Source organism: Mesorhizobium sp. P2_H9, assembly GCF_056403215.1.
Genome location: NZ_JBFUFX010000001.1, coordinates 60,535 through 73,916, shown reverse-complemented (window position 1 = coordinate 73,916; position 13,382 = coordinate 60,535). Strand labels below are relative to the sequence as shown.

Genomic DNA, 13,382 nt, shown 5'->3' with positions numbered 1-13,382 from the left:
ATCGATCAAAAAAACGCGAACACGTGGGCGGTTGTCCCGACAGATGATCGAGGATGCCGCCTTCGAGGTGATCGAGCGGGAGGGGCTTGCCGGCTTTTCGATGCGCAAGCTGGCGGCAGCGCTCGGCTGCGAGGCGATGAGCATCTATCATCACTTTCCCTCGCTGGCGCATCTGCAAGAAGCGCTGGTCGACCGGCTGGTCGGCGCGCTCGAAATGCCCGATGCCGGCCTGCCGTGGCGGCAAAGGATGCGCACGGCCATGCAGGATTTCCGCCGCGTCGGCCGCGAGCATCCGGCCTTCGCGCCGTTCCTCGTTACCTACCGGATGAATTCGCCGACCTGCCTCGCCTGGCTGAACAGCATTCTCGGTCTGTTCGAAGCCGGCGGCTTCAGCGCCGAGCTGGCGGCGCGGCTGTTCCGCACGGCCGGATACTACCTGATGGGCGCCATCCTCGACGAGACATCAGGCTATGCCAAAGGTCCGTCGGCGGTCAGCACGGTGAGCGACGAGCAACTGGCGCGTGATTTTCCCAATGTCATGGCCGCCGGCCCCTTCTTCGGCACCGCCGAATTCGACGCGACATTCGAGCTCGGCCTCGACATGCTGCTGGATGAGATGGAACGTCTGCGCGACAGCGCCGATGCAAGGTAGTGGTCAGGCAAGGTGCGGCAGGCGCCAGAGATTTCGCGAACCGTTACATCAGGGACGCGGTGGCCAAACGACTGCGAACGACGTTCGGTTTCTGGTCGCCAACGTACTCGACTTTGGTGTCCACCATACGGTCGCTGTCGATCCCGGCTGCGGTCAAGATATCCTCGATCGCCTTCAGGCGCTGCTTGGCCAGTTGCTTGTTCGTCTTTGCAGCGTCGGCGCCGGTGAATTCCGTGGCCGCGAAGGCCGTCAGGGCGGCCGCGGCGAAAGACACTGCGCTTCCGGCAATGACAACAAACGCCAGACCAAGATTCAGGGATTTCCTCATGGTCCTGGCGCCTCCACGCGGACTTAATCTACTGCCGCACTTAAACGTCGACAAGGCACGACCGGGTCCCGATGACCCGCGCCCATCAGTCCCACAGCAACAACAACTTGCGCCAGAAAGCATTGGACGGCGTCGGCTTCGAGCCGCGTGGCAGCCGGATTGCCAGATAGATCGTCAGCCACTTGCGATCTATCTCCCGGATCGAAACTTTCAGGTCATGCAGTTCGAAAGGTCTCGAAACGCGCGTCCATCCGGAGAATGACAAGGCGCCCACCGGAGCATCGTGTTTCCACACGAGTTTTTCTTCCTGCCTGCCCAGCGCCATGGCGAACTCGAAGGGGGAGGCATCCTCGTGAGCTATCTCCACTGTCGCCATGATACTTCTGGCAAAGGCGGGGAAAGCCGAATTGAGGGCGGCAACAACAATGCCATGCGTGCTCGGTCGCAGGAAGATGCCGCCATTGTCGCCGGCGACGAGCAGTGTTGGCAGCTCGGAGGGATAATCGGTCACGAGCGTTGCACGCTTCAGTTCATCATCGGTCATCCGGCGGATACGTTGGCGCTGTTGCGGCGCATTGAGGCGCGGGCGCGTTGCACCGACCGAAACGGCATGGCGGATCTGGATGCCTGAAAAGCCGCCGAGTACGCGCCCGCTCGGACTGCTGCCGCCGCACCTCACCGCCAGCAACAGATCGCGCCTGCCTGATGCCGGCGAACTGACTGTCGCCCTTATTTCGCGCGCCTCGCGCGCTCGGCGGAGATCGGCCCAGCCGCTCCCGTTGCCGCTTTCAAGGAGCTGGGCGAGATCGCCGACGGCCTGGTTTTCCGCGTCTACGATGACGAGCTGAAATTGAGCAGGGTCCGCCAGCTCCTCGTCGAGGTAAACCCAGCAGCTGGCGCTGGTGACGCCCGGTGGGCAGACGCCCTTCAGCAAAGCCATGGTGACATTGCTGCCCTTGGCTTCGAGAAACAGCTGGTCCGGCGATTGTTCGACATAGCTCAGCAGGTCTGGATCGGCATCCGGATGCGAACTGACGTGAGCCAGACGCAGGGGCTCGGCGGAGAGATACTGCTCGCGGTAAAGCGAGGAGAGTAGCTCCGGCACCGTCTCGTCGGCCGCCGCGTTGAGCATTTCGACCACACCCAAGGCGAAGTCGATTCGCCCTGTATGAGCGAGAAGCGAAATCGCCGTATCGGCCCTGCCTTCGCGCGCCGCGATCTCGGCCAGCAACTGCATTGCATCATCGCTGTTGGCGGAGCCCGTGCTTAGCTTGAGATACCGTTCGTCGTTGACCCGCAGCTCCAAATTCCAGAGGTTGAGGTCCTTCTCATGATTGGCAGTGTTCGAGTTGATGCCGAGTTGCACGAACATGTCCGTATTCGCGAATCTATGCTTTCGGAAGACCGCGATGATCGGCTTGCGGTTCCTCAGCCACTCGGCATTGCGGTTCATGCTCGTCGGCGATGACCGGTACCAATAGAGCGGCTCTGGAATGGGGACGATCTCCAGGCCTGCCAGGTCCGCCCGAAGGAAGAATTCCCAATCGCTTGCGGAAAAGCCCCGCTCCTCATTCAGGTAGCCTATCTTGTCGAACACCTCACGCCGGAACAACGCATTGGCATCGCCATATGGATTGTTGAGCAGGGCGATGTCGGTAGGGCCACCGACGGGGAAATAGAGCATGTAGCCGGCTTTTGTGTCCGGCGGCACGAAGGGCTCGTTGAGCCACTTGGCGAAGGTCGTGCAGATATCGGCGCCGGACTTTTGCATGCCGGCGACGAACGTGCTGACGGCGTTCGGGAAAAGTGCGTTGTCGTCGTCGAGGAACAGGATCAGCGAGCCCTTGGCGGCGCGGATTCCCGTGTTGCGTGCCTTGCCGAGGTAGCCGTTCTTCTGCCGGATGATCTGCCAGCCACGCTGCCCGAACTCCGGCTCGAGCTCCGCCAATAACTGGATTGCGTCCGGGTCGGTGCTGCCGTCGTCAACGAGCACCAATTCGATGTTGGGATAGTCCTGGCGCCGAACAGAGGCAATCGCCTGCGGCAACAGGCGCGCCCGGTTGTAGTGCGCGGTGATGATCGAAACGAGCGGCGGCCGGCTCGGGCTGCGGCTGGAGACCTTACCGGGTTCACGGGAGAATTTTGCGTGCAGCCGGCTCCAGGCTTTGTCGCGCGCTTCCCGTCTTTGCAGCGGCTTCGCCGGGCCGAACGATCGGCTTTCCAGAACCGACGCGATCTTGGCTGCTATGGCGGAAGCGGATGCCTCCATCATGACTTCGTCGGCGGATTTCGGATGGAGCATGTCGCGTATGCTGCCGACGTCCGTCGCGACGAACGGGATTTCCTCGTCGAGGCAGGTCACCACATCCAGCGGGAGCTGGGCAGCCGAGTGCGTAATCGCCACCAGCGCATGGCTCTGGCGCAGATATCGGAAGATCTCAGGCTCATCCCGAATGGGCAGGAGCTTCAATTTGAACGGCCATTGCCGCGCCCGACGAACGACCATCCCGCCCGAATGCTCACCCAGGACATGACCAAATGCGCCGACAACCGTCACCGCCAAATCAGTGACACCTTTGTCGGCCAGACGATCGAGCGCATCGCAGAACAGTGTCAGTCCATCACGCGCCTCCGTGCCTGAGAAATGAACCACTTCCGCGGTCGGCCGCTCTCGCGGCCTGTAATGATCGACGACGAAGTTCGAACGCCACTCCAGCGGCTCAAGGGGCGCGGCAATGTGAAGGCTGGCGGGCAGCTTCCAAGCTGCCTTCGCCATCCAGTCGAGCAGCGACTGGCCGATGACGACAAGATGGTCGCACGTTTCGGCCGACGTCCTTTCCATGTGCGCGACGGTCATCTGCTCCTTGCGTTCGACCGCCTGGGCATTGGCCTCCAGCTTCCACATAAGTGGTTCATGCGCGAGCACGACGATCACGGGAGGATTGGGAAAGACGCCCGTGCGCTTCGCAAGGGTAGGGAAATGCGCCAGTCCGCCCTCAAGCGCAAAATAGACGACGTCGGAAGCGTTCTGCTTGAGGTAGTGGTAGACAGCCAACGAGTTCTTGTCGCTCGACTCCGGGCCCCGCAGCAAGTCGGGTGACGGTGGCAACAATTCCAGCCTGACCAGGAAATTGTCGAAGCACCATTTGCCTACCTTGGCGATCTCCTGATCATCGGGCTGGCTGCCGAGCGGGCTTGGCACCCAAAGCAATGTCACAGTGTCACCTGTTGCCGCCAGATGCTGAGCCAGCGCGTAGGTCGCCGACCCGGGATCGGCGGTCACCGTCGAGCCGAACTCGACCTCGGAGACGATACACACATTGCGGGCCGTCTTGCTTGCCTGCCGCTTATCCCCGGACACCGCGCCTGTCTTGGAGCGAACGCTCAAATCAGTCCTCCTTTGTCGGCCTGCCTCGCAGGAACAGTCTTGCCGACTGTACGATAATACTTCGATAACTATCTCGCGGAGCTCACCATACCGCACTTGCCTTTCGCGTGAACGGACTTAATGGTTTTCGGATGGTCCGTTCCCCAAAACATCTCGCGCGACTGGATGATCGGCCGATCGACATGGCCGATGGAGAGATCCTGTGCTTTGTCGGGCTGCGCAACGAAGCAACGTTGCTACCGCAACTTCTCGAGCATTACCGCGGCCTCGGCGTCGACCGGTTTTTCTTCCTGGACAACGGCTCCACGGACGGGACGCGCGAGCTGATCCTGGAGCAGCCGGACAGCCATTGCTTCCACACCGAAGGATCGCATTTCGCGGAAAACGTCGATCCGCCGCGATGGACCAACACGCTCATGAATGTCTTCGGTACCGGCCATTGGTGCGTTTCGGTCGACGCCGACGAGCTTCTCGTTTATCCCGATTGCGAGCGGGCAAGCCTGCGGCAGCTTTGCCGCTATCTCGACTCCACCGGCGCCGAAGCTGTAATCGGCTCCATGATCGACATGTACGCCGACGGCCCGCTGGCCGAGTGCCGCTATGACGGCACGATCCCGCTGGTCGAGGCCTCACCCTACTTCGACCCGGAGCCGGGGTGGCTACGCGCCCGCGACGGCAAGTATCCAGCGGAGCAGATGTTCGGTGGCGTGAGGGAACGCGCCTTCTGGCACGGCCGGTTCAAGCAAACGTTCCCCCCATGCCTCACAAAAGTGCCGATCGTACGGTGGGGGCGGGGCAGGCATTATAACGTCGCGCAACACACGATAAGCGAAGTCCGATTCAGCGAACTCCGCGTCGCATTGCTCCACTTCAAATTCGTCTGGGGCTTCCGCCAGAAATCGGTGTCGTCCCTTAGCGAGAATGCGGCCGTCAAGGAAAAAGGGCTTGAGGAGCGCGCCGCTTGTATGGAAGCCTTGGAGCGTAATCCGAAGCTGGCGCTCCGTAACGATCGCTCTGTCCGCTATCGCGGTGACGCCGCGCAACTCGTGGAGTTCGGCTGGATGAAAACCTCGGAGCGCTATGCCGGATTCGTGTCAACCCTGACCATGCCGCAACAACGCAGGGACGAGCCCACCTGATGTGCCCAAGCTATCAAGGGAAAAATCCGGCCGATGCTTATCCGCCGTAACGGTGGCCACCGTCACCACCGTTGCGGGTCCCGCCACCTGGCCCAAACTGCGACAGGCTGTTGAGAGCAAGCGCCTTGCAGGCTGACGGAGCATCCGGGTAACGGTGCAGATAATCCTCAAGCGCCTCTATGGTGCCGAGTTTAAGAGCCTGCTCGCAGGCGAGCTCGGCTTCCTGAACACCAACATTCATTCTCGCCTGTGCCACGCCGGAGAAAGCGACGCTCAACCCCAGCAGACTAAGGCCGCCCAAAAGCAGCGATTGGACCTTGCGCATAATACCACCCCACACACTAAATAACCCACTGGAAATATTAGCATCTGTTAACGTTTTGTCAACCATTTTGGCAAGGTTGAGCCAACATGGTTAACGCGCGCAATTGATCGGACCGGGGCCTCGCTTGCGCTCAGGGGCCTCACCTGCTTTGCCGGATCGCCGCTAATCACCGAACAGTGTCAGCCTGCGAAAGAAAGCATTGGTCGGAGAGCCATTGGACGTTCCAGCGAAGCGAACGGCGAGAACGATTGAAAGCGGCATTTTCCGTCGTGTGCGAAGCGCTGCCACCAAGGGATGGCGCACGAATTTGTCTTCGACGCTCATCCAGCCCGAAAAGGCGATCGTTTGCGCGGCGATGTCCTGTTGCCAATCTATGGTTTGATCGGGGCGAACAAGGGCAAGACCGAAATCCATCGCCGGCGCATCGGCATGAGCGACTTCGACGATTGCTTCCACCTTCCGGAAGAAGGCTGGAAATTGATGATCAAGCGATGCCGCGACCGCGCCGTCCGTATGCGGACGCAGGAACACCCCGCCATCATCCGGTGCGACAAGCAGCAGCGGCAGAGCCGCGACGCGCAGGGTAAGCAACCGTGCGCTCCTCAGTACGTCGTAGCCGAGGGTGAGCGAACTGCCGCCGGCATCAGGACGATCCGGGGCATCGTGGTATGCGGCGGCGGCGGGGCGTCCAAGCAAGGTGGCAGCCGTATCGGGGCGGCCGATCGATCCAGCAATGCTCGCGAGTTTCTCTATGGCCGCATCGCTGTTCGGTTCGATGTCGCACAGCTCCAGATATTTTCGATTGCCGGGGGTATATTTCAGGTTTTCGCGGGCACTTTCCATTTCGGACCGCTGCGTGTTCTGGGCGATGGCCAAATGATACAGCAGGCGGACGTCAACGGATTGGCTCGACCTGAACGCCTCCAGGACAGGAAGCCGGTTGTCGTACCAATTCGACGTCCGGAACATTCCATCCGGTTTCGAGCGATACCAGTATAGCGGCTTTGGAATCGTCCTGATCTTGAGTCCGGCGAGGGAGGCTCGCGCAAATAATTCCCAGTCGTGCATGGCGTAGCCGGGCTGTTCGATCAAGAACCCGATCCGCGAGAAGACAGATCGGCGCATCATCGCATTCGCGTCACCGTAGACGTTGTGGATCAGGCCGAGCGCGTCGGGACCACCCAGGGGCAGGTACTGGATCAGCCCGTCGGCGCGATCCTCGGGCACGAGATCCTCGTAGAAGATCAGTTGGAACGCAGTGCAGATGTCAGCGCCCGATGTTGCCATGGCACGTACGAAATGATCGACGGCCTCCACAAACAGCGCGTTGTCATCGTCGACGAAAAGGATCAGCTCGCCTTGCGAAGCGCGGATGCCGGCATTTCGCGCCGCGCCGAGATGCTTGTGCGGTCGGCGAAGGATCTTCCATCCGCGCTGACGGAAAGTCGGTTCCAGCGCATCCAGCAACCGCCTGTCTTCGTCCAGGTCGCTTCCGTCGTCGACCAGAACCAGTTCCAGGTTATCGTAGGTTTGCGCCTCGATCGCTGCGATTGCCTGTTTCAGATAGAGCGGCCGGTTGCGGTGGGCCATGACGATCGAGACCAGTGGCGACGACCCGGCACCTTTATCGACGCGCCTGCGCTTGGCTGGCGTCGGCAAATTGCGCGTATCCAGCCAGGATTGCCGACATTGGCGCAGGCTGTCGACAGGCCGTGGGCGAGGCGGGTCATTGAGAGCCGCCGAAATCGCCTGCGCCAATGCCGCAGCGTCAGGATCGACCAGCCGCGGTTGCCTCGCCTGCGCATTCCAGGTCTCGGCGTTCGCGTCGACATTGGTCGCAACGAAAGGCAGCCCCGCCTCGATACATGCGGCGATGGCGCCGCCCGTCGATGCGGCGCGGGCGGGGATGACAGCGAGCGCGCCCGTCCGCGCGACGTAATCGAGCTTTGCGGCGGGGCTTGCGCGCGCCAACAGGTTGAGCTTGAAAGGCCACCGCTCGGCGCGTCTCAGAAGCAGTCCACCGCTGTGCTCGCCCATGATCTTTCCGAAGGGACCGAATGCGGTGACCGTCAGCCCTTTTGGCGCTGTTGGCGCGATGATGTCGAGCGCGTCGCAAAGCAGCGTCAGGCCATCGCGGAAGCGCCACCCGGCCAGGACGACAAGTTCTCTTGTGCTTCTCGTCGCAGTCGACGGCCGCACTCCGGCTGGGCCGAGGCGGTGCTGCAACAGCAACATCGGCGTTACTATCGCCTTCTTCACTTTCCAGCCCTTCGACAACATCCACCGTCGCAAGGCGGCCGACACACAGATCGTCCTGTTCGCCATCTCGGCGCAGTATTTCTCCATGTAGGCGACGGCAACCGCCTTGGTGCTGCCCATGAACGCCTTGTCGGCTTCATGTTCCCATTCTCCCGGTGCATGGGCGACGACCACGATCGGCGGCGCGGCAAAGGCAGCAGTCTCGACCGCCAGCAGCGTGTAGTAAGGCAATCCGCCCTCAAGCGGCGCGTAGACCAAATCGTGGCCGGACCGTTCGAGATAATGCAGCACCGCGGCGGACCGGCTCTCGGGCGTCGCCAGCGAAGGAAGCAGCTGGTCGGACTTGTCGAGAATTTCCAGTCGCACCGAGGCCGCCTCCAGGTCGCGATGGTGCGCCGCCTCCTCTTCGAGAGATGCTGCATCCCTGCCAGGAACCCATAGCAGGGTGACGTCGTCGCCATCTTTGGCGAAAAGCCTGGCCAGCTCGACCATGGTGGCGTCTTCGCCACCTTGGTCGATCACATTCGTCACGACACAAACGCGGCGAGGCTTGCCTTCAGATTTTGACGGCGTCTGCGCCTTGCCACCAACGGCCATCCAACGTCCTCTGATCCAATTCCGCCGCGTGCGCTTCCGCACGGTCGATCGGCAATGATGCCCGCGCCGGGTTTACTTCTTAGTGATCATCCTTCTGCGCCATTAGTAAACCAAATCGTCAAGCAGGTCCTAAAATGGCTGTACAATCAACCGACTGATACAACTTTAGCGACGCGGAATATTCAATCTTTACGCCTCCCAGCTAGTCATTGACGGCATAGCAGGAGGCGCAAATGAAAACGATAATGAAGTTTCTCGGTGCGCTCGGTTTGATGGGCGCAATGGTCTCGGCGAGCTCCGCAGGTGAACTGCTGCGACCGCGCATCAGCCTTGGCACTGCCAACGTCAAGACGGTCAGTGGCGATCGCGGCGGATATGTGATCGACTATGCCATCCGTGCGCTGAAAATGCGCCGCAGCGGCACCTTCGTGCGGTTCAACGGTGCGTGCGACTCGGCCTGCACGCTGTATCTGTCGATGCCCAAGAGCAAGATGTGCGTCACGCACAACGCGTCGTTCGGCTTTCACCTGCCGTATGGCGCTGGGGCGCGGGGCAATCAGGTGGCCGCGAATTTCATGATGAAAAACTACCCTGGCTGGGTTCGCGGCTGGATCGCCAAGCGCGGTGGGCTGAAGGGTTCCATCGCGACGATGACATACGCGGATGCGAGCCGCTTTCTGCCGACGTGCCCGTCCGAACAGCGGGGCACGACAATCGCGAGCCTGAGCCCGACGCGGTTGCGTGGCGGCTGATTGCTGGAGCCAATACTGAAACGTCACGACGGCGGGTGCTCGACAGCGCCCGCCGTCGCTGAACCATGCGGCGATGCCCAATTGATTGAACAGGTCATTGGTGTATTTTCGGGCGTCTCGGTCGTCTCGAACTTGGTGCGACATGCAGTCTTGTCAAAAGTTCGTCCTTCTCGCTTCGCCCCGAACCGGGTCTCAAGCACTCAATCGCCATCTCAATCAGTATGAAGGGATGGTGATGCACGGCGAAGTCTTCAATCCGAACTTTGTCGGTTTGCGCTTCGACTACCACGAGAAAATGAATCTGCAGCGCGAAAGCGTTGACGTGCGGGATGCCGAATCCGAGCTGTTCATTGCGCGGATTTTCGACGATCCCTCTGCCCGCTTTGTCGGGTTTCATATATTTCCCGATCAGGTGCGTCCCGCCATTCTTCCCGTGCTAGAAGATGAAAGCGTCAAGAAGCTCTGGCTTGTCAGGAACCCGATAGCTTCCTTCGTTTCGTTGCTCGAGGCTGAAGCATCCGGGGTCTGGCTGGTTCTAGCCTCGGAACCATTGCCTGCCGGCCGTCGCCGGAAAAAGGTGTATTTCGACATTCACCGGTTCAACGCATATCTCTCTGACCTGAACCTGTTCCGGGCCAAGATCAGATCCGTGCTGTTCAAAACAGGGCAGCCCTATTTCCCGATCCATTACAATGATATCGCCGACCCTCTGGTCGGAAACGCCATAATCGCCTATTTCGGCGGCGCCCAGCGCCTGGACCATTTTGAGACCGAGATCCTGAAGCAGCCGTCGCGCCCGTTTGTCGAGCGCATTGAGAATTACTGGGAATTCACCACCTATCTCACAACTGTCTCCGGGGACGATTTCTACCCGCTCGGGTGACGTCTGGATATCATTGCCAAGGACGTTGTCCTGAGGCGTTGCGACAGATGCAGCCGGTCTCACAGGAAGGTTGACATCTTCGCGCGGCAGTCAATAGCATGCGAGATACTTGACGGTTGCGGCGTGAAGCCAATCACGGCCACATGTCAACGCAGGACGGACCGGGCCCGTTCTTGCGGCATGCTCGGCTGGTCGACGCCCGCTTGGGAAGCGAACATCGAAATGCGATCGCTCAGCATGACGACCCGGACCGGATTGCCATCTGAGTTAACGAGCGGGGCAAGGTGCCGTCGACTTGCCAGGCGTGTCTCCCTTGCGCCCCTCTTGGCCATTTGGTACCAGATGGCGCTTTGCGGAGCCGCGTACGCAGCTGCCGCCCAAGACAGCGCACCTGCAGATGCCGTTACCGTCCCGACGGCTTTCGAGCTTCAGCTTCTCTACGCTGACCGCACATGGTTGTGGAATGACGGAGCAGCCTATTTCGGACAGAAGGATCGACCGGTCCGGGCCTGGACCTCCGTACAGGACACGGCTTCTGTCGGCGAAGGCAGATGGGCATCTGACCAACGATGGCAAGATGTGCATGGATCTCGTCTGGCGGTCCAAGACCTACGCCGCGGCGCCCATTCGCACCTGTTTCAGCCACCGCATCCAGGGTGGGACCCTCGAGCAGCGCAAGGATCCGGACGGAACCTGGTACAGTTTCAGGCACTCTGCGGAAGACCCTTCCGACGAGCAGCGGAAATTCGAGGAAGGCGATACAAGGGGCGCGCAGTTCGACAAGATCCGTAGCCTGATCGATTCCAAGAATTGATGCATGCGGCCCAAAAGCGCGCAGCGATTTTTGGTATGACGGCATGCATGAAAAGGCTCGCTGAGAAGCCCCACCCACCTCAGCGAGCCCACGTCCCGACACACTACAAACAGGGACGACTACCAGCTTTTCGAGCTGGTATAGCTTTCCGATGCATTTGACATGCCTGGCGCAGTTGACCGGCGGCGGTTCGCCGTCGGCATCGGAATTGTGGATGCGGCGGCCGCCAGTCCGAAGAATGGGGCGGCCGTCCTGACGATCGTATCGATGTCGGAAAGTTCCGGCGCAAAGCCGAGATGTTTGAGTGCATTGGCTGGGTCTGCATAGAGCTCTGCCGGGTCTCCCGGACGCCGGGTTCTGAAGACGGCCGGAACCGATTTTGACGTCATCCGGGTGACCGCCTGGAGGATCTCCTTGATGGACACCCCGCGTCCGGTGCCGAGATTGACCGACAGGCTTTCGCCACCCGCCTCCAGATGTATGAGGGCTTTCAGATGCGCGCGCGCCAGATCGCTGACATGGATGTAGTCGCGCACGCAGGTGCCATCAGACGTGTCGTAGTCCGTGCCGAAAACCTCGATCTCGTCGATGATGCCGGATGCGGCCATGAGCACTCGCGGGATCAGGTGCGTTTCAGGCGAGTGCCACTCACCGAGCTCACCGTCGGGATCGGCGCCACAGGCGTTGAAATAGCGCAGGATCGCATATTTCATTCCGTAGGCGCAGGCATAGTCCCTGATGATCTGCTCGCCCATCAGCTTGGTCCGGCCATAGGGGCTGATTGGATTTTGCGCCGAGGTCTCGCGAATGGGCAGTGTTTCGGGCACGCCGTATGTCGCGCAGCTGCTTGAAAAGATGATGTTTTCGATCGAGTTCGCGCGCGCCGCATCAAGCACCGCGATGGTACCCGAGACATTGGTCGAAAAATATTCTGCGGGCTCATGAACGGACTCGCCGACATAGGCCAGCGCTGCAAAGTGGATTATCGCTTTCGGCTGATACGTCCTGATCGCCTGCTGCAGCGCCTTCCTGTCCCGAATATCGCCGACCACAAGCGGCCCCCAGGCAACGGATTTCTCGTTGCCGCGGCTCAGATCGTCGAAAACGACGGGCAGGTAGCCGGCGGCTGACAACTGCTTGCAGGTGTGGCTGCCGATGTAACCGGCCCCACCAGTCACCAGGATTGCCGGGCGGTTCATTTACATCGCAGCCCCTTTGACGGGCCGGCGCGCGTAGAGCAGGGCGTCAAAATACGCCGCGGTATGCGCAAGCCCCTGGCTCAGGCTGATCTTTGGCTCCCAACCGAGATTGTCCCTGGCGAAGGAGATGTCCGGCTTGCGCTGTTTGGGATCGTCGACGGGCAGCGGCCGATGCACGATCTTCGACCGCGAGTGGGTGTATTCGATCACCTGTGTCGCCAGCTCCATGATGGTGAATTCGGCAGGGTTGCCGAGATTGACCGGGTGCTGCGGCGCGCTCGGTGCATTCATCAGCCGGATGAAGCCTTCGATCAGGTCGTCGGCATAGCAGAATGAACGTGTCTGCTGGCCGCTGCCGTAGACGGTCAGGTCGTCACCGTGCAAAGCCTGGACGATGAAGTTCGACACGACGCGGCCATCGTCTGGCTGCATGCGGCGGCCATAGGTGTTGAAAATCCGAGCGACGCGGATATCGAGGCCGAACATTCTCGAATAGTCGAAGAACAGCGTCTCGGCCGACCGCTTGCCCTCGTCATAGCAGGAACGCGGACCATGCGGGTTGACGTTGCCGAAGTAACCCTCCGGCTGCGGATGCACCAGGGGGTCGCCATAGACCTCGGACGTCGAAGCCTGAAATATCTTGGCATTGTTGCGCCGCGCGAGTTCCAGCAGGTTCAGCGAACCAATCACGCTTGTCTTGAACGTATGGATCGGATCTGCCTGGTAATGCGGCGGGGAGGCCGGGCAGGCGAGGTTGTAGATTTCATCGACCTGAAGATCCGAAGGCAATGCATCGACAATGTCGTGCTTGATGCACGTAAAGCGCGGATTGCGCAGGATGGCATTGAGATTGTATCTTTTGCCGGTGTGGAAATTGTCCAGCACGACAACGTCGTATCCATCCAGCAAAAGACGCTCGCACAGATGCGAACCCAGAAATCCTGCCCCACCGGCAACCAGGGCGCGGCCCCGATTGGTGTTGGCGCCCCTTCGGCGGTTCCCGGACTCGAGTTTCAGAACGTTGACAGTTCTACCCATATTCCACC

The 13,382-nt window shown here is 60.6% G+C and carries 11 protein-coding genes and 1 pseudogene; 6 read left to right on the top strand and 6 right to left on the bottom strand.

Annotation, left to right across the window (positions count from 1 at the left end):
• Positions 1 to 31 precede the first annotated feature (31 nt).
• Positions 32 to 652 carry a TetR/AcrR family transcriptional regulator gene (locus tag AC1DXN_RS00440; protein ID WP_477272268.1) on the top strand — a complete coding sequence of 207 codons (621 nt, stop codon included), beginning with the start codon at positions 32 to 34 and terminating at the stop codon, positions 650 to 652.
• Positions 653 to 695: 43 nt separating this feature from the next.
• On the opposite strand, the gene AC1DXN_RS00435 is transcribed toward AC1DXN_RS00440, so the two are convergent.
• Both AC1DXN_RS00435 and AC1DXN_RS00430 read right to left on the bottom strand, forming a co-directional pair.
• Complete coding sequence (locus tag AC1DXN_RS00435) at positions 696 to 980, bottom strand: hypothetical protein (RefSeq protein WP_477272270.1); 285 nt, start codon at positions 978 to 980, stop codon at positions 696 to 698.
• Between the two features lie 85 nt (positions 981 to 1,065).
• Positions 1,066 to 4,368, bottom strand: a complete 3,303-nt coding sequence (locus AC1DXN_RS00430; RefSeq protein WP_477272272.1) for a DUF6212 domain-containing protein — start codon at positions 4,366 to 4,368, stop codon at positions 1,066 to 1,068.
• A 131-nt stretch (positions 4,369 to 4,499) separates the two neighbouring features.
• Here AC1DXN_RS00430 and AC1DXN_RS00425 point away from each other — a divergent pair, with 131 nt between their 5' ends.
• Positions 4,500 to 5,507, top strand: coding sequence for a glycosyltransferase family 2 protein (locus AC1DXN_RS00425; RefSeq protein ID WP_477272274.1), 1,008 nt, complete (start codon positions 4,500 to 4,502; stop codon positions 5,505 to 5,507).
• Positions 5,508 to 5,544: 37 nt separating this feature from the next.
• Here AC1DXN_RS00425 and AC1DXN_RS00420 read toward each other — a convergent pair whose 3' ends face one another.
• Together AC1DXN_RS00420 and AC1DXN_RS00415 are read right to left on the bottom strand one after the other, a co-directional pair.
• A complete protein-coding gene (locus AC1DXN_RS00420; protein WP_477272276.1) occupies positions 5,545 to 5,832 on the bottom strand; it encodes a hypothetical protein in 288 nt (95 codons plus the stop codon).
• A gap of 162 nt (positions 5,833 to 5,994) precedes the next feature.
• Complete coding sequence (locus AC1DXN_RS00415) at positions 5,995 to 8,688, bottom strand: DUF6212 domain-containing protein (protein ID WP_477272278.1); 2,694 nt, start codon at positions 8,686 to 8,688, stop codon at positions 5,995 to 5,997.
• A 233-nt stretch (positions 8,689 to 8,921) separates the two neighbouring features.
• Between AC1DXN_RS00415 and AC1DXN_RS00410 the strand changes: the two genes are divergently transcribed.
• From AC1DXN_RS00410 to AC1DXN_RS00395, 4 genes and pseudogenes are all read left to right on the top strand, one after another.
• Positions 8,922 to 9,440 carry a hypothetical protein gene (locus tag AC1DXN_RS00410; protein WP_477272280.1) on the top strand — a complete coding sequence of 173 codons (519 nt, stop codon included), beginning with the start codon at positions 8,922 to 8,924 and terminating at the stop codon, positions 9,438 to 9,440.
• 235 nt (positions 9,441 to 9,675) lie between these two features.
• Positions 9,676 to 10,323, top strand: a complete 648-nt coding sequence (locus AC1DXN_RS00405) for a hypothetical protein (RefSeq protein WP_477272281.1) — start codon at positions 9,676 to 9,678, stop codon at positions 10,321 to 10,323.
• 180 nt (positions 10,324 to 10,503) lie between these two features.
• A pseudogene (locus AC1DXN_RS00400) lies at positions 10,504 to 10,830 on the top strand (DUF995 domain-containing protein); the annotation flags it as partial.
• Between the two features lie 70 nt (positions 10,831 to 10,900).
• Complete coding sequence (locus AC1DXN_RS00395; RefSeq protein ID WP_477272283.1) at positions 10,901 to 11,137, top strand: DUF995 domain-containing protein; 237 nt, start codon at positions 10,901 to 10,903, stop codon at positions 11,135 to 11,137.
• Positions 11,138 to 11,256: 119 nt separating this feature from the next.
• Here the strand turns inward: AC1DXN_RS00395 and galE are convergent, their stop codons facing one another.
• Both galE and AC1DXN_RS00385 read right to left on the bottom strand, forming a co-directional pair.
• A complete protein-coding gene (gene galE, locus AC1DXN_RS00390) occupies positions 11,257 to 12,336 on the bottom strand; it encodes a UDP-glucose 4-epimerase GalE (RefSeq protein ID WP_477272285.1) in 1,080 nt (359 codons plus the stop codon).
• The gene (locus tag AC1DXN_RS00385; protein WP_477272287.1) at positions 12,337 to 13,374 is read right to left on the bottom strand and encodes a UDP-glucuronic acid decarboxylase family protein; all 1,038 of its coding nucleotides are present in this window, start codon (positions 13,372 to 13,374) and stop codon (positions 12,337 to 12,339) included. It abuts the gene before it with no gap.
• Positions 13,375 to 13,382 lie beyond the last annotated feature (8 nt).

Coding starts and splice junctions, on each gene's coding strand:
- AC1DXN_RS00435 (WP_477272270.1), bottom strand. CDS start 980: ATGAGGAAATCCCTGAATCTTGGTCTGGCGTTTGTTGTCATTGCCGGA.
- AC1DXN_RS00425 (WP_477272274.1), top strand. CDS start 4,500: ATGGTCCGTTCCCCAAAACATCTCGCGCGACTGGATGATCGGCCGATC.
- AC1DXN_RS00420 (WP_477272276.1), bottom strand. CDS start 5,832: ATGCGCAAGGTCCAATCGCTGCTTTTGGGCGGCCTTAGTCTGCTGGGG.
- AC1DXN_RS00415 (WP_477272278.1), bottom strand. CDS start 8,688: ATGGCCGTTGGTGGCAAGGCGCAGACGCCGTCAAAATCTGAAGGCAAG.
- AC1DXN_RS00410 (WP_477272280.1), top strand. CDS start 8,922: ATGAAAACGATAATGAAGTTTCTCGGTGCGCTCGGTTTGATGGGCGCA.
- AC1DXN_RS00405 (WP_477272281.1), top strand. CDS start 9,676: ATGCACGGCGAAGTCTTCAATCCGAACTTTGTCGGTTTGCGCTTCGAC.
- AC1DXN_RS00395 (WP_477272283.1), top strand. CDS start 10,901: ATGTGCATGGATCTCGTCTGGCGGTCCAAGACCTACGCCGCGGCGCCC.
- galE (WP_477272285.1), bottom strand. CDS start 12,336: ATGAACCGCCCGGCAATCCTGGTGACTGGTGGGGCCGGTTACATCGGC.
- AC1DXN_RS00385 (WP_477272287.1), bottom strand. CDS start 13,374: ATGGGTAGAACTGTCAACGTTCTGAAACTCGAGTCCGGGAACCGCCGA.